General features: G+C 74.0%; 15 protein-coding genes and 1 riboswitch. Of the genes, 9 read left to right on the forward strand and 6 right to left on the reverse strand.

Annotated features, from left to right (window positions below):
- Nucleotides 1–81 precede the first annotated feature (81 nt).
- The 5 genes from ACZ42X_RS00650 to ACZ42X_RS00670 all read left to right on the forward strand — a co-directional run bounded on the left by ACZ42X_RS00650 (nt 82) and on the right by ACZ42X_RS00670 (nt 3,436).
- Nucleotides 82–255, forward strand: coding sequence for a hypothetical protein (locus ACZ42X_RS00650; RefSeq protein ID WP_361427270.1), 174 nt, complete (start codon nt 82–84; stop codon nt 253–255).
- A gap of 86 nt (nt 256–341) precedes the next feature.
- The gene (locus tag ACZ42X_RS00655) at nt 342–950 is read left to right on the forward strand and encodes a class I SAM-dependent methyltransferase (RefSeq protein WP_468282538.1); all 609 of its coding nucleotides are present in this window, start codon (nt 342–344) and stop codon (nt 948–950) included.
- Between the two features lie 72 nt (nt 951–1,022).
- The gene (locus ACZ42X_RS00660; protein WP_468282541.1) at nt 1,023–1,328 is read left to right on the forward strand and encodes a hypothetical protein; all 306 of its coding nucleotides are present in this window, start codon (nt 1,023–1,025) and stop codon (nt 1,326–1,328) included.
- 227 nt (nt 1,329–1,555) lie between these two features.
- Nucleotides 1,556–2,383: a hypothetical protein gene (locus ACZ42X_RS00665; protein WP_468284073.1), complete on the forward strand. Its 828-nt coding sequence runs from the start codon at nt 1,556–1,558 to the stop codon at nt 2,381–2,383.
- 84 nt (nt 2,384–2,467) lie between these two features.
- Nucleotides 2,468–3,436 carry a hypothetical protein gene (locus tag ACZ42X_RS00670; RefSeq protein ID WP_468282544.1) on the forward strand — a complete coding sequence of 323 codons (969 nt, stop codon included), beginning with the start codon at nt 2,468–2,470 and terminating at the stop codon, nt 3,434–3,436.
- Between the two features lie 144 nt (nt 3,437–3,580).
- On the opposite strand, the gene ACZ42X_RS00675 is transcribed toward ACZ42X_RS00670, so the two are convergent.
- From ACZ42X_RS00675 to ACZ42X_RS00690, 4 genes are all read right to left on the reverse strand, one after another.
- On the reverse strand, nt 3,581–3,826 hold the full coding sequence (locus ACZ42X_RS00675) for a hypothetical protein (RefSeq protein ID WP_468282547.1): 246 nt from the start codon (nt 3,824–3,826) through the stop codon (nt 3,581–3,583).
- Nucleotides 3,827–3,877: 51 nt separating this feature from the next.
- On the reverse strand, nt 3,878–4,423 hold the full coding sequence (locus ACZ42X_RS00680) for an MOSC domain-containing protein (RefSeq protein ID WP_468282550.1): 546 nt from the start codon (nt 4,421–4,423) through the stop codon (nt 3,878–3,880).
- A 94-nt stretch (nt 4,424–4,517) separates the two neighbouring features.
- The gene (locus ACZ42X_RS00685; RefSeq protein WP_361427255.1) at nt 4,518–4,700 is read right to left on the reverse strand and encodes a hypothetical protein; all 183 of its coding nucleotides are present in this window, start codon (nt 4,698–4,700) and stop codon (nt 4,518–4,520) included.
- An 84-nt stretch (nt 4,701–4,784) separates the two neighbouring features.
- Nucleotides 4,785–5,867 carry a fatty acid desaturase family protein gene (locus ACZ42X_RS00690; protein WP_468282553.1) on the reverse strand — a complete coding sequence of 361 codons (1,083 nt, stop codon included), beginning with the start codon at nt 5,865–5,867 and terminating at the stop codon, nt 4,785–4,787.
- Between the two features lie 254 nt (nt 5,868–6,121).
- Between ACZ42X_RS00690 and ACZ42X_RS00695 the strand changes: the two genes are divergently transcribed.
- Nucleotides 6,122–9,124, forward strand: a complete 3,003-nt coding sequence (locus ACZ42X_RS00695) for a DEAD/DEAH box helicase (protein ID WP_468282556.1) — start codon at nt 6,122–6,124, stop codon at nt 9,122–9,124.
- A complete protein-coding gene (locus tag ACZ42X_RS00700; RefSeq protein WP_468282559.1) occupies nt 9,121–10,437 on the forward strand; it encodes an SWIM zinc finger family protein in 1,317 nt (438 codons plus the stop codon). The genes ACZ42X_RS00695 and ACZ42X_RS00700 overlap by 4 nt, the downstream gene beginning before the upstream one ends.
- A 52-nt stretch (nt 10,438–10,489) precedes the next feature.
- On the opposite strand, the gene ACZ42X_RS00705 is transcribed toward ACZ42X_RS00700, so the two are convergent.
- Nucleotides 10,490–11,356, reverse strand: a complete 867-nt coding sequence (locus ACZ42X_RS00705; protein ID WP_468282562.1) for a bifunctional 5,10-methylenetetrahydrofolate dehydrogenase/5,10-methenyltetrahydrofolate cyclohydrolase — start codon at nt 11,354–11,356, stop codon at nt 10,490–10,492.
- Nucleotides 11,357–11,376: 20 nt separating this feature from the next.
- Nucleotides 11,377–11,465, reverse strand: a riboswitch (ZMP/ZTP riboswitch).
- A 121-nt stretch (nt 11,466–11,586) separates the two neighbouring features.
- Here ACZ42X_RS00705 and ACZ42X_RS00710 point away from each other — a divergent pair.
- Both ACZ42X_RS00710 and ACZ42X_RS00715 read left to right on the forward strand, forming a co-directional pair.
- Nucleotides 11,587–12,405: an AAC(3) family N-acetyltransferase gene (locus ACZ42X_RS00710; protein WP_468282565.1), complete on the forward strand. Its 819-nt coding sequence runs from the start codon at nt 11,587–11,589 to the stop codon at nt 12,403–12,405.
- Between the two features lie 137 nt (nt 12,406–12,542).
- The gene (locus tag ACZ42X_RS00715) at nt 12,543–13,763 is read left to right on the forward strand and encodes a phosphodiester glycosidase family protein (protein ID WP_468282568.1); all 1,221 of its coding nucleotides are present in this window, start codon (nt 12,543–12,545) and stop codon (nt 13,761–13,763) included.
- A gap of 86 nt (nt 13,764–13,849) precedes the next feature.
- Here ACZ42X_RS00715 and ACZ42X_RS00720 read toward each other — a convergent pair whose 3' ends face one another.
- On the reverse strand, nt 13,850–14,296 hold the full coding sequence (locus ACZ42X_RS00720) for a peptidoglycan-binding domain-containing protein (protein ID WP_468282571.1): 447 nt from the start codon (nt 14,294–14,296) through the stop codon (nt 13,850–13,852).
- Nucleotides 14,297–14,391: the final 95 nt, after the last annotated feature.

Raw genomic sequence — 14,391 nt, forward strand, 5'->3', positions numbered from 1 at the left:
CCGGTGCCGGGGGCCTGGGTACCCGGTCGCGGGCGGCAGCGGCCGCCCGGACCTCCGACGACGACACAGAAGGGTTCCGCGATGACCGTTCCCGAGGAGAACCGCCCCAAGACGAGGACGACCGACGACACCTCGGCCGCCCGTCCGGACAAGGAGACCCGGGACCGTGACCGGGAACGGCAGGAGGGCGGCCGCTCCATGCGCGAGGCGCTGGAAGAGGCCGGTGTCGACCGGGACGACTACGAGGAGAGGTAGCCCGCGTAGCCCGTGGCCCGTAATCCGCGGCCGCCTGGTCGCGGACCGCCCGCCCGGGCGGCCGCGGCGTGAGGGATCATGTCCGTATGGCCGATGACCACACGGATGTGCAGCAGTTCTTCACCGCCCGGGCGGCGGACTGGGACACCCGGTTTCCCGACGACGGCCCCGCTTTCGCGGCGGCCGTCCACGAGCTCGGGCTGCGCCCCGGCGACGCGGTGCTCGACGCGGGCTGCGGCACCGGACGCGCCCTGCCGCCCCTGCGGGACGCCGTGGGCCCGACGGGCACGGTCATCGGGGTGGACGTGACCCCCGCGATGCTGGCGGCGGCGGTACGGGCCCGGCGCGACGGCAGCGGGACGCTGCTGCTCGCCGACGTGGCCCGGCTGCCGCTGCGGGACGGCGTACTGGACGCCGTCTTCGGAGCCGGCCTCGTCTCGCACCTGCCGCGGCCGGCGGACGACCTGCGGGAGCTGGCCCGGGTCGTACGGCCCGGCGGGCGGCTGGCGCTGTTCCACGCGATCGGCCGCGCCGCCCTGGCCGCGCGCCATGGACGGCCGCTCTCCGCCGACGATCTGCGCGCCGAGCCCAACCTGCGCCCGCTGCTGGCGGGTTCGGGGTGGCGGATGGTGTCGTACGCGGACGAGGACGACCGGTTCCTGGCCCTCGCCGTACGGGACGAACATCAGTACTGACGTCCTCTTCTGCAGCCGGGGAGCGGGCCCTACGTTGGAGGGGCAGTCCAGGTCGAGGGGAAGGTGGGCCCGGTGTTCAGCAGACTCCGCACATTCTTCAAGTACCCCAGGTTCCCCAAGTCCCCGGCGTCGGGGGCCGGGAACGGCTCCCCCCGCCCCCGGCAGCACAACCTCTTCGAGGCGGCGGCGGTGTACGTGTCCGCGTGCGCGGACGACGACCAGGAAAGGGCCGACGAGGCGACGGGCTGGGTCTCACCGGAGGCGCTGTCGTTCGGGGTCAGCGAGCTGGCCTGCCGCGCGGTCATCGCCCTCGCGCGGGAGCGGAACGAGTCGCCCCAGAGCGTGGCGCGGAGCCTCCTCGGCCTGCCCGCAGCCTGACGTCGTCGGCGTACCGGCCCGTTCTTCGTGCGGCCGGCTCTCGACGCGGGGGTTACTCGCTGGTTAAGGTGCGCCGGCAAGCGGCCGGAGCACCGGTCGGAGGAACCGGCGGGCCGGGGGCACCGGAGGACCGGGCACCGGGGAACCGGAGGGAGGGTGTCGTGGCCGGTACACGGGATCTCGGGGACGCCGAGGGCGGGACAGCGGGAGAGGCACCAGGCCAGACGGTGGGCGGGGCGGCGGAGGACGATGCGCTGTACGTGCTGACGGCCGCGCTGCTGACGCCCGCGCAGTTCCCGAGCGTGCTCGGGGACGACTTTCCCGAGGCGTGCGCCGCGCTGGGCCTGGAACCGTACGCCGAAGGCTACGGGCTGGTGCTCGGGCAGGACGGCGACGGCGCACGGTGGACGGTGGCCGTCGACGACGTGTCGCTGGTCGCCGTCGCGATCGCGTCGTGGGACTGCGGGATGGAGTACGACCTCTCCCCCGACGAGCGCAGCGTGGTCATGGCGCTGCCGGGCTGGCCGCTGGAGCTCGCGGTCGCCGCGCCGGGGCTGCCCGCGCCGCACGACCCGGTGACGGGCCTCGACGAGCCGGCCCCGCTGCGCCCTCCGGACGCCGACACCTGGGGCCCGGCACTGCGGCGGCTGGGTGCGGACGAGGTCGCGCTGCACTGGGCTTCCTGGCGGAGCCGGCTCGGCGACGGCGACTTCGCGCCGCCACCGGAGACCGCCGCTGGCGCCGGGACGCCTGCCGGCGCCTTCGACGGCGACGAGGACGCCGGGGGCCGGGCCGCGTTGCGGCGCGTGCTGGACGAGCTCGGCGGCTATCTGGAGGACCCGCCGCCGCTGGGGCGGGTGCGCTCCGGTTTCGCACCCGACGGGGCGCGGTTGCTGCGGGCGGACGGGCCGGGCTGGTCGCTGGTGGCACGGACGGACGACATCGCCTTCGTCCTCCTCGACGACCTGCCGCGCGAGGTGCTTCCGGTGGGGCGTGGGCCGCGGCTGCCCGGTCTGCTGGCGGCCCTCGACGCGATGGCGGTACGTCCGGCCTGACCGGCGAGAGACCGCCTGAGCCCTGTCCGGAGGATCATGGCGGCCCGTCGACCTTGATCCGCCGGACAGGCTTAGCCTGCTTGGATGACCGCACCGACCGTCACCATCGCCGACCTTCTGCACCAGTTCCCCTCTTTGGCGTCGTACGTACGCCCCGGGACCCTCCTCAGGCCCTCTACCGGAAGCCCCGGCCCGTACGAGAGCTCGGTGGGCGGGGCGCCGTTGTGGCCCGCCGACGAGCTGTGGCCGCGCTGCCGGCAACCACACCTGGTGTCCGTGCGGGAGAAGCTGACCGACGCCGAGCGGGAGGCGTGGCAGAGCATCCAGCGGAACCGCAGGCAGCGGCGCCGGCCGGGGGAGACGCACGTGCTGACCGCCGAGGAAGCCGAGGCCCGGTCACGGATCATGGACGGCGGATCGCTGGACCTGGTCGCCTGGGAACGGGTCCGGCTCGTGCCGCGGCCTGTGGCCGGCGACGGACTGCCGATGGTTTTGGTGCTTCAGCTCTACGCCCGGGACGCGCCGGCACTGCACTGGCCGTCCGGGACTGATCTCCTGCAGCTCCTGTGGTGCCCGCAGGACCACGCCGAACCGGAGGGGCAGCCCCGGTACTGGGGCCCGGTGGTGGAGCTGCGGTACCGGAACTCGGCGGAGACCGGCGCCCTGGCCCAGGCGCCGTCCGCACCCGAGGGCGCCAACGACGTGTACCTCCCAGCACCGTGCCGGCTCGACCCCGTGGAGGTGCTCGACCTACCCGGTCAGGACGAGCTGCCAGCGGAGCTGTACGAGCACATCGAGGCATGGGCCGGTGAGCAAGGGACCGACTACCACCGGGTGCTCGGCTGCCTGCCCGGCTGGAAGGCCGGCGGGTGGCCCAGCTGGCACCTCACCGACTTCACGCCCCTCGACTGCCGATGCGGGGCCCGGATGCAGCTGCTGCTCACCGTGGACAGCGGCGGCGACCCGCGGCTCAGCGTGGGACGGCACGGAGAACTCCGGGTATTCCACTGTCCCGAAGACCAGGACCACCCGGTGCGTCTGAATCTCCAGTGAGGGAGCGACGAGGGACGGTACAGCCGCTGGTCGTCCTGTCCGCACAGCACGGATCGTTGCGGCGCAATAACACGAGCGGATGATCGACCGGCTCACGCACCACCGGGCCGCTGAAAGTAGTCACATGACAGGGCCGGACTAGCCCTAGCCGGTGGGTTCGTCGGGGGCGGGCTCCTCGGCGGGCTGACCGCCCTCCGGGTCGTCGACGGGGGCGGGTTCTCCTGCGGGGGTGCCGCCGCGGGTGTCGTCCGCCGCCCGTGAGAGGTCGGCGTCCCAGTGGTCGGAGCCGTTCCCCGCCTGTTCGTCGGGAAGATCCCTCGGGATGCCGGCCTGGCTCTCCCTGGGCTTGTCCCCGCCGGGCCCCTGACGCCGCTCGTCGTCCTCTGCCATGGTGTCTCCCTCCGACCGTGTGCCACGGTCGGGTACCCACGTGTGCGCGGCTCAGACCCGTTCCAGCGGGCGGTGCGGTCCGTCCGGGAGCTCGGCCTCGATGGGATCGCCGGGGCGGACCACCCCGCCGGTCCTGACGATGCCCATGATCCCGGCCTTGCGGACGATCTCGCCCGTCTCCTCGTCGCGGCCGACGACCTGCTTCAGGAGTCCGTTCTGGAAGCCGTCGATCTGCCCGCAGGGGTTGCGCAGGCCGGTGATCTCGACGACGGCCTCCCGGCCTATGCGCAGGAGGGTGCCGGTCGGCAGGCCGAGCAGGTCGATGCCCCGGGTGGTGATGTTCTCCCCGAGGTCGCCGGGGGCGACGGTGAAGCCCGCCGAGGCGACCTCGTCGAAGAGCTCCTCGTGGATCAGGTGCACTTGGCGGAGGTTGGGCTGGGTGGGGTCCTGAGCGACGCGGGAGCGGTGTTTGACCGTGACGCCCGCGTGGGCGTCCCCCTCCACTCCGAGCCCGGCCAGCAGGGTGATCGCCGGCCGGTTCGCCTTGCTGAACGCATGCTCCCCATGGCTGCTGACCGTCGTGACCGTCCCGCCCATCGCGTGGAGCTCCCCTCTCCCATGCAGATGATCATGAACATGGTAGCCGTCGGCTGGACGGCTGCCGGCTAGGGCCTGATCCGGAAGACAGGCCCTAGCGCCCCAGCTCCTTGCGGGCGACGCGGCGGAGCCTGCGCCGCTGGCCGGGGTCCAGGGCCAGGTAGGCCACGGCGGGGACGCCGAGCAGCACCAGCAGGGACAGCCAGAATCCGATCAGCGGCATCAGGAGAAGGCCGACGGCCACTCCCCCGATGATGATTTTGGTCCTTGTCGACATCTTCGACGCCTCCTTGACGGCCGCGGCCGCTCTCTGCCCTGGAGAACGCCGGATCGGGCGTCCGGGTTCCCCCGCGCCCCGCGCTTACGAGGAACGGAGCGGCTCGCCGACCTGGTGCAGATGCCCCAGGGCCTGGCGGTAGGAGTCGACGAAGCCGGTTTCGGTGTACCGGACGCCGAGCGCGCGGCAGTGGGCGCGGACCAGGGGCTGGGCGAGCCGCAGGTGGGGGCGGGGCATGTTCGGGAAGAGGTGGTGTTCGACCTGGTAGTTCAGGCCGCCGAGGAACCAGTCGGTGAGGGCTCCGCCGCGGATGTTGCGGGAGGTGAGCACCTGGCGGCGCAGATGGCCCCACGGCTCACCGTCCGGGTCGGGGACTTCCATGCCCTTGTGGTTGGGTGCGAAGGCCATCCCCAGGTGGACGCCGAGCAGCATCTGGTGGATCAGGGCGAAGACCACGGCCTGTCCGACGGACATGGTGGTCAGCAGCAGCGTGGCGTACCCGGCGACGTGGGCGAACAGCAGGCCGCCTTCGACGAGGCGCTCGCGCGGGGTCTGGCGCGGTCCGTCCTTGGAGAACAGCGCCTGGAAGCCGTACACCTTCAGGGCGAGCCCTTCGAGCGTGGTCAGCGGGAAGAACAGCCACGCCTGGTGGCGGGTGAGCCAGCCGCGCAGTCCGGAGCGGCCCTCGGCCTGGTGCTGGGAGAAGACGAGGACGTCCGGGGCCACGTCCGGGTCCTTGTCCTCGTGGTTGGGGTTGGCGTGGTGGCGGTTGTGCTTGTCGTTCCACCACTCCTGGCTCATGCCGAGCAGCAGGTTGGCGTGGAGGAGCTGGATCAGGCGGTCCTTGCGCTTGTCGGCGCTGATCTGGCCGTGGCCCGCGTCGTGGCCGTAGAAGGCGGCGCGGGCGGACAGCAGGGCGAGCGGGACGGCGAGCAGCAGGGACCACCAGGAGTGCCCGAAGAGCATCAGCCCGACGGCGACGGCCGTCAGCGCGAGCAGGTTGGCGGTGATGCCGAGCGCGTACCAGCCGGTGCGGCGCTCCAGCAGCCCTCGCTCCTTGACGGTGCGCAGCAGGGGGGTGAACTCGCTGGCGGGGCGCTGAGCGCCCCGGGCGGTGGCGGGCGGCGAGGACGGTGGGGCTGCGAGGGCGGCAAAGGCCTGGGGCATGGGTTCTCCGGAGGTAGGTCCGTGCGCTGACATGCGCCGACCTGATGAACGTACGGATGAGCGAGCGCCCAGAGCCATGGCACCACCACCCGGAAGCGGGCGGGGGCTTTCCAGCGTACTGGGGTGGTGCTAACTCCACCCTGGGCGCGAAGTGGGCTATGTCACGACGTGTTTGGGCTCGTGGCGAGACGCCGTCCGGTACTCTCGGCGGCTCCGGCTTCGCACTAGTCAAATTTGAGGAATGCGTCAGCACTGTGCAGAGACTCACCGAAGCAACGCCCTCCCCCCACCCCCACGTCGCCCGACCTGCTCAACTCCGCCTGCTGCTCCGCTGTTCCACGGTCTTCCTGGCCGCCGACCCCGCCCGTGCGGGTCGTTTCGGGTTCCTGCTCCCTGACGGCGCCGAGCCCTCGGTGCCGCGCGCCGCCGTCGAGGACCTGACCGTCGTCACGGACGACGGGAACGACGGGAACGACGGGAACAGCGAGGACGACGGGAACGGCGAGGCCGGCGACGGCGGTGGGCCGGCCGCCCGGACCGTACGGGCACTGACGGTTCCCGTGTCCGACGCTCTGCCCCTGCTCACCCGGGCACGCCTGTCCCCCCACGCCTCCCCCTCCGTGGCGTTCTGGGGCGCGGCCGCCCTGATGGCCCTGCAACTGGTGGCACGCGGGCGCCTGCTGCCCGGCCTGAGCACGACGGACCACGACGCCTGGCGGGTGGGACCGCTCGCCGCCGAGGACTTGGAGCGGCTCCGTACGCTGGCCGCTTCGATGCCGCCGGACGCCCACGCGGTGCCCGTCGGCACGGCGGACGACGGCATGGTCCTGCTGCCCGAACCGGAGCGGCTGCTGCGGGCGTTCCTGGACGCGGTCGCCGACGCACTGCCGCGTACACCCGCAGCGCCCCTCCTCGCGGGCGGCGGCGCGTACGCGGAGCAGGCCCCACAGCATGTGCCGGAGCAGCGCGCGTGGGCGGCGGACGTCGCGGCCGGCCACGACGCGGGCGTACGGGTGTCGCTGCGCATCGAGGCGACGGGACTGGACACGGCCGAAGGGCTGGACACGACCGAAGGGCTGGACACCGCCGAAGGTCCCGCCTTCCGTGCCGTGGTGCAGATGCACAGCGTCAACGATCCGGCGCTGGTCGCCGACGCCGCCGACGTGTGGTCGGGTGCGGCCCCCGAGATCGGCGACGCGGGCGCCCGGATGGACGCGCTGGTCGCGCTGCGCCGCGCCGCGCGTGCCTGGCCGCCGCTGGCACCGCTGCTCTCGGCCGCCGTCCCCGACACGGTCGACCTGGCCGACGACGAGGTCGCCGAGCTGCTGGGCGACGCGGCACGGGCGTTGGCAGCGACCGGCGTACAGGTGCACTGGCCCAAGCAGCTGGCGCGTTCGCTGACCGCGCGCGTGGTGATCGGTCCGCCGGAGGACGACGCGCAGGGCGACGCAGGGGACGCGGCGGGCGGCGGGGCGTACGGAGACGCCTCGGCACTGCCGGCGTTCCTCTCCGCCGACGCGCTGCTCGCCTTCAACTGGCGGTTCGCGCTGGGCGACCAGCCCCTCACACGAGCCGAGCTGGACCGGCTGGCCGAGGCCGCCCGTCCCGTCGTGCGGCTGCGCGACCAGTGGGTCCTGATCGACCCGGAGGAGGTACGGCGGGCCCGTGACACGCGGGACCGGGCCCTCACCCCGGTCGACGCGCTCGGCGCCGTACTGACCGGCAGCACGGAGGTGGACGGCCGCCGGGTCGACGTACAGGCGACGGGATGGCTGCGGGCGCTGCGGGACCGGCTCGCGGACCCGGAGGGCGGGACGCCGGAGGTCGGCCAGCCGGCGGCGCTCGCCGCGACCCTGCGCGACTACCAGCTGCGCGGCCTGAACTGGCTGCACCGCATGACCTCTCTCGGCCTCGGCGCCTGCCTCGCCGACGACATGGGCCTGGGCAAGACGATCACCTTGATCGCGCTGCATCTGCACCGGCAGACCGACCCGTCCGCAGCCGGCCCCACGCTCGTCGTCTGCCCCACGTCCCTGATGGGCAACTGGCAGCGCGAGGTGGAGAAGTTCGCGCCGGGCACCCCGGTGCGCCGCTTCCACGGGCCCACGCGTGTCCTGGACGGCCTGGCCGACGGCGAGTTCGTCCTGACCACCTACGGCACCATGCGGCTCGACGCGGAGCGGCTCGCGGGGGTGGACTGGGGCATGGTCGTCATCGACGAGGCGCAGCACGTGAAGAACCCCTACTCGGCGACCGCCCGGCAGCTGCGCACCATCGGCGCACGCGCGCGCGTGGCACTGACCGGCACCCCGGTGGAGAACAACCTCTCCGAACTGTGGGCCATCCTCGACTGGACCACGCCCGGCCTCCTGGGCCGGCTCGGGACGTTCCGCAGCCGCTACGCCGACGCCGTGGAGGGCGGCACCGACCCGGCCGCCGCCGAGCGGCTCGCGGCGCTGGTCCGGCCGTTCCTGCTGCGACGCCGCAAGTCCGACCCCGGGATCGCGCCGGAGCTGCCGCCGAAGACGGAGACCGACCGCGCCGTGTCGCTGACGGCGGAACAGGCCGGGCTGTACGAGGCGGTGGTGCGCGAGACGCTGGCGGCCGTCGCCGAGGCGGACGGGATGGAGCGGCGGGGCCTGGTGGTCAAGCTGCTCACCGCGCTCAAGCAGATCTGCAACCACCCCGCCCAGTACCTGAAGGAGGACGCCCCCCGGATCGCCGGCCGGTCCGGGAAGCTGGAACTGCTGGACGAACTGCTCGACACCCTCCTCGCGGAGGGGGCGAGCGTGCTGGTGTTCACGCAGTACGTGGCGATGGCGCGGCTGCTGGAACGGCACCTGGCGGCGCGCGGCGTACCGACCGCGTTCCTGCACGGCGGCACGCCGGTGGCCGCGCGGGAGGCGATGGTGGCCCGGTTCCAGGAGAGTGAGGTGCCGGTCTTCCTGCTGTCGCTGAAGGCGGCCGGCACCGGGCTCAACCTCACGCGTGCCGGGCACGTCGTGCACTACGACCGCTGGTGGAACCCCGCCGTCGAGGCGCAGGCCACGGACCGGGCGTACCGGATCGGCCAGACCCAGCCCGTGCAGGTCCACCGGCTCATCGCCGAGGGCACCGTCGAGGACCGGATCGCCGCCATGCTGGCGCGCAAGAAGGAGCTGGCCGACGCCGTCCTCGGCGCCGGCGAGGCCGCGCTGACCGAACTGACCGACGCCGAACTGGCGGAGCTGGTGGAGCTGCGAGGGAGCGGACGATGAACCATCGGGACGACACGGCGCGTGCGGACGCGGAGCGTACGTTCGCGGCGCTGCCTCCCGCGGGGGGCCGGGGTTTCGCCGAGACGTGGTGGGGCCGGGCGTGGCTGAAGGCCCTGGAGGACACGGCCCTCGACGGCCTGCAGCTGAAGAAGGGCCGCAAGCACGCGCGGGACGGCGCCGTGGGGGCGGTGTCGGTACGGCCCGGGCGGATCACCGCGGTCGTGACGGACCGGGACGGCACGCCGCTGCGCAGCGATGTCCTGCTGCAGGAGCTGACGGACGAGGAGTGGGACCGGTTCCTCGACATGGCGGTGGACCGGGCGGGCCACATCGCGGCCCTGCTGGACCGGGACATGCCGCCGCACCTCGTGGAGGACGCGGCGGCGGCCGGCATCGAACTGCTGCCGGGCATCGGCGACCTGGAGCCGGAGTGCGCGTGTGACGCCTGGGACCACTGTCCGCACACGGCGGCCCTCTGCTACCAGGTGGCGCGGCTGCTCGACCGGGATCCTTTCGTGCTGCTGCTCGTACGGGGGCGCGGGGAGCGGCGGCTGCTGGACGAGTTGCAGGTACGGAGCGCGGCGCGCGCCGCACGGGAGGAGCGGGCGGAAGGGGAAGGGGACGGCGACCGCGCAGGGGTAGCCGTGTCCGCGGGTGTACGGGCCGACGAGGCCTTCGCCGCGCGGGACATCCTGCCGCCCCTGCCCGCCCCTCCCCCGCTGCCCGGGCAGCCGGGCGAGCCGCCCTCGCTCGACACGGAGGCGAAGCCGGCGCCGGGCGTCGACCCGGCCGCCCTCGAGCTCCTCGCGGCGGACGCGGCGGCGCGGGCGCACCGGATGCTGGCGGACGCGCTGGGCCCCGGCCATGAGGACCAGCCCCTGGAACCGGAGTTGACGCCCGCTCTGGACGCGGTGCGGCTGGCGGCGGCGCTGGAGCCGGACGGTGCCTCCTCCTGGGCCGCCGTACGGCTGGCCGCCGCCACCGGCCGGCGCCAGGCGGACCTGGACCTGGCCACGCGCGCGTGGCGCCTCGGCGGGGCCGCCGCTCTCGCCGTACTGGAGGAGGATGCGGCGCCCGCCCCGGAGCTCCTCGCGCGGGCGGAGGCGCTGCTGGCGGAGGCGTGGGAGGACGGCGAGCGGCCCGCGCTGCGGGCGTCCGCCCCCGGCCGCTGGACGGTGCCGGGCGCGGACGTCCAGCTCCGGCTGGGCGGGGACGGCCGCTGGTGGCCGTACCGCAAGGAGGGTGCCCGCTGGGCGCCGGCGGGCCCGGCGGCACCGGACCCGGCGTCGGCCCTGGCGGAGGCGGGCGGCTGATGAGCGCCCGGTCCGGCCGGTGGCGGCGCCGCCACCGGCCGGGGACCCGGCGTTACGCGCCGAGCTGCCGCTCCGCCGCGTCCACCGTCTGCGCGAGGAGCAGTGCGATGGTCATCGGTCCGACGCCGCCCGGCACCGGGGTGATCAGGCCCGCTCGGGCGGCCGCCGTCTCGAAGTCGACGTCGCCGACGTTGCCCTCGTTGTAGCCGGCGTCGATCACGACGGCGCCGGGCTTGATGTCCTCGCCCTTGATGAAGCGGGGCCGCCCGACGGCGGCGACCACGATGTCGGCCTCCCGTACGGCCGCCGACAGGTCGGCGGCGGGCGTGTACGAGTGGCAGTACGTCACGGTGGCGTTGCGCGCGAGCAGCAGCATGCCGGCGGGCTTGCCGAGGATGGCGCTGCGGCCGACGACGACGGCCCGCTTGCCGGCCGGGTCGACGTCGTACGCGTCGAGCAGGCGCATGATGCCGCCCGGGGTGCAGGAGACGAATCCGGGCAGGCCGAAGCTCATCGTCGCGAAGGAGCTGATGGTCACGCCGTCGACGTCCTTGGCGGGGTCGATGGCCTCGAAGGCGGCCCGCTCGTCGATGTGCGGGCCGGCCGGGTGCTGGAGCAGGATGCCGTGCACCTCCGGGTCCGCCGACAGCGAGCGGAGGGTGGCGACGAGTTCGGCGGTGGTGGTCGCGGCGGGCAGTTCGACGTGCCGGGAGCGGATTCCGGCCTTCTCGCAGCGGGCGCGCTTCATCTTGACGTACGTCACCGAGGCCGGGTCCTCGCCGACCAGGACGGTGGCGAGGCAAGGCCGGGTGCCGGTGCGGCGGGTGAGCTCGGCCGCGCGGGCGGCGGTCTCCTCGACGAGCCGGCGGGCGAGGCCGCTGCCGTCCATGAGGCGGGCGGTGGACGAGGTCGTGGACATGGGGACTCCTGAGCGTCGCGGTGGCTCGCCCAGGCGCGCGGCATCGACGTCGGTCCGTCAGGCCGCTCCCCGGTGGTACTCCACCCCAGCGCCAGTCACGGCCCGCGCCCACTCTACGCCACGGAATCGAACGGTGTCCTGAACGGCTTCGCTCCCGCGGGGAGGGACGTGGTCAGCCTCCTACGATGACCGCGCACCAACCCTTACGCAGGAGTGGGACGAGAGACGACGTGGACGAGGCCGGAAGCGGACCGCACACCGAGGAACGGCTGCGCGCCCAGCTCGCCGCCCTGGGGGTGCGGCCGGGCGGGGTGGTGCTGGCGCACGCGTCGCTGCGGGCGGTGGGCCCGGTGGCGGGGGGCGGACAGACCGTGCTCCGGGCGCTGTGCGGGGCGCTCGGCGCGGACGGCACCGTGGTGGTGCCCACCTTCACCGCCCGCAACTCGGACACGTCACCGGCGTACCGGGAGCGGGTGCGGGGCCTCGCGGAGGCGGAGCGCGCGGCGGTGCGGGAGGCGATGCCGGCGTACGACGCTGCGGCCATGCCCTCGGACGCCGGGGTCGGGGTGCTGCCCGAGCTCGTGCGCACGACGGCCGGCGCGGTGCGCAGCGCCCATCCGCAGACGTCCTTCGCGGCGCTGGGCCCGCACGCCGAACGGGTGGTGTCCGGCCACCGTCCCGACTGCCATCTGGGGGAGGCTTCGCCACTGGCCCGGCTGTACGACATGGGGGCGCGGATCCTGCTGCTGGGCACCGGGTTCGACCGGTGCACGGCGTTCCACCTCGGGGAGTACCGGGTCGCGCGGCCACCGCGCCGCACCTACCGGTGTGTCATCCGCGAGGGCGGGGTGCGGCGTTGGTGGGCGTACGAGGACGTGGACCTGGACGACGGCGATTTCGCCGCCCTCGGGGCGGACCTGGAGCGCGACCGTCCCGGTGCCGTACGGCGGGGTCCGGTCGGTTCGGCGTCGACGTGCCGACTGGTGGAGCTGGCGGCCGCCGTGGACTACGCCCAGGGGTGGCTGGAGCGGAACCGCGCGTACGGGTGACCGGCGCTACACCCGTGCGGCGTACGTTTTCTGATCCGCCGTCGGTCGGCCGGTTCGCGGACGCCCGGGGTGGGGCAGCTCTTTCGAGACCCGAGTGAGGTGCTCCGTTGCCCCGACCTACTTCCCCTGGGGGGATTGTGACGCGCACGCGTACGGCTCTGCTGCTGGTGGCCGCCCTGCTGAGCGCGGGGCTGGTGGGCGCCCCGCCCGCGGCGCCCGCCGCGGCCTGGTCCCGGGTCGTGACGGGCGTCGAGTACCGCACGGTCGACATCCCGTCAGCGCGCGGGACGGCGAGGGCGCATGTGCTGTCGGCGGACCTGGCGGATGCGCGCGTGTCGGCCGGGCTGCTGTATCCGGGGGTGGTCGCGGCACGGTCCGCACTGTCCGTGCTCGCCGACGGCGCGGGCGCGACGGCCGGGGTCAACGGCGACTTCTTCCACATCAGCGAAACCCAGCACCCGGGTGTGGAGGCCACCGGCGCACCGGTCGGCCCCGCGGTCGCGGACGGCCGTCCGCTGAAGGCGGCGGTACCGAACGGGCAGCGGTTCGGGCCCGCCCTGCCGCCCGGGACCAGCACCCGTCAGGTGCTGGGGGTGGGCGAGGACGGCAGGGCCCGGGTCGGGGAACTGGTCCTGGAGGGGGCCGTGTCGACGCCGCACGGGGAGCTGCCGCTCGGCGGGCTGAACCAGTACGCGCTGCCGGTGGGGTCCGTCGGGGTGTTCACCAAGGACTGGGGCGGTGCCTCACGCGTGCGTGCCACCTGCGGCACGGACACCCAGCGCTCCGCGCCGTGCAGTGCGGAGACGTACGAGGTGACGGTACGCGGCGGCAAGGTCGAGGCGGTCGCCGCGACGCCCGGCAGGGGCGTGATCGAGTCCGGTACCGAGGTCCTGGTGGGGCGGGAGGAGGGCGCGCGGGAGCTGCGCAAGCTGGCGGTCGGGGACCTGGTGAGCGTCCGGCACAAGCTGGTGCCGGCCGGGGACGCGTCGACGGCGTCGTACCGCTTCGCCGTGGGCGGGTTCCCGGTACTGCGCGGCGGGGAGCCACTGGGCGGGCTGGACGGCGTGACGGCGGCGGTACGCACGGCCGCGGGCGTCGGCGGTGACGGCACCCGCCTGCTGCTGCTCGCCCTGGACGGCGGGCCCGGTTTCAGGTCCGGGCTGACCGTCTCCGAACTGGCCGCCACCATGAAGACCTTGGGCGCCTCGGACGCCGTCAACCTGGACGGCGGCGGCTCGTCGACGATGGTGGCGCGGCAGGAGGGGGCGGCGAAGGTGAGCGTCCTCAACCATCCCAGCGGCGGGGTGCAGCGGGCCGTGCCGAACGGCATCGGGATCTTCGTCAAGCCGGCGGCTTGAGGGCTGTCCCGTACATGCGGTCCAGCGGCCCTCTCCACCCACCGAGAGGCCGGCACCGCCCCTGGGCGGTGCCGGCCTCCTTTCGTTCAGAAGTCCTGGCAGGCCGGTCCTTTGGAACCGGTGATGATCCAGTTGAAGACCGCCCGGGTGCTCGGCCCGTAGAGGCCGTCGGCGGAGATGCCGTGGTAGCGCTGCACCTTGGCTACGGCGGCCTTGGTGCCGGAGCCGTAGACGCCGTCCACATCGATCTTGGCGAAGCTGTAGCACCGGTTGATGGAGTTCTGCAGGGCCTTGACGGCCGAGCTGCTGTTGCCCGGGCCCAGCTGGCAGTTCAGGGATCCGCTGGAAGAGGCCGCCACGGGGCCGGAGAACCTGTTGCCGTACCCGTCCGTCCAGGTCTTGGTGACGGTCTTGGAGCAGATGGGGGTGGCGGCCTGGGCCTGGGCGGCCGTCACTGCGACCACTCCCGTCGCGAGCAGTACGGAGCCGAGTCCCGCAGCGGCGGCGCGCCGGGCTCCGGTGAATATGGACATGGGTGTACCTCCGTCGATGGGCGATGGCCCGGGCCGAGCCGCCGGAAACCTGTGCCTCGGCCCGCTCGCAAGGAAGGCTAGGGTTCCCGGTGTCC

This window comes from Streptomyces sp. NPDC030862 (assembly GCF_055571835.1).

Bases quoted from the DNA above. Each gene is read 5' to 3' on its own strand.
- ACZ42X_RS00650 (WP_361427270.1), top strand. From the start codon at position 82: ATGACCGTTCCCGAGGAGAACCGCCCCAAGACGAGGACGACCGACGAC.
- ACZ42X_RS00655 (WP_468282538.1), top strand. From the start codon at position 342: ATGGCCGATGACCACACGGATGTGCAGCAGTTCTTCACCGCCCGGGCG.
- ACZ42X_RS00670 (WP_468282544.1), top strand. From the start codon at position 2,468: ATGACCGCACCGACCGTCACCATCGCCGACCTTCTGCACCAGTTCCCC.
- ACZ42X_RS00675 (WP_468282547.1), bottom strand. From the start codon at position 3,826: ATGGCAGAGGACGACGAGCGGCGTCAGGGGCCCGGCGGGGACAAGCCC.
- ACZ42X_RS00680 (WP_468282550.1), bottom strand. From the start codon at position 4,423: ATGGGCGGGACGGTCACGACGGTCAGCAGCCATGGGGAGCATGCGTTC.
- ACZ42X_RS00685 (WP_361427255.1), bottom strand. From the start codon at position 4,700: ATGTCGACAAGGACCAAAATCATCATCGGGGGAGTGGCCGTCGGCCTT.
- ACZ42X_RS00690 (WP_468282553.1), bottom strand. From the start codon at position 5,867: ATGCCCCAGGCCTTTGCCGCCCTCGCAGCCCCACCGTCCTCGCCGCCC.
- ACZ42X_RS00700 (WP_468282559.1), top strand. From the start codon at position 9,121: ATGAACCATCGGGACGACACGGCGCGTGCGGACGCGGAGCGTACGTTC.
- ACZ42X_RS00705 (WP_468282562.1), bottom strand. From the start codon at position 11,356: ATGTCCACGACCTCGTCCACCGCCCGCCTCATGGACGGCAGCGGCCTC.
- ACZ42X_RS00720 (WP_468282571.1), bottom strand. From the start codon at position 14,296: ATGTCCATATTCACCGGAGCCCGGCGCGCCGCCGCTGCGGGACTCGGC.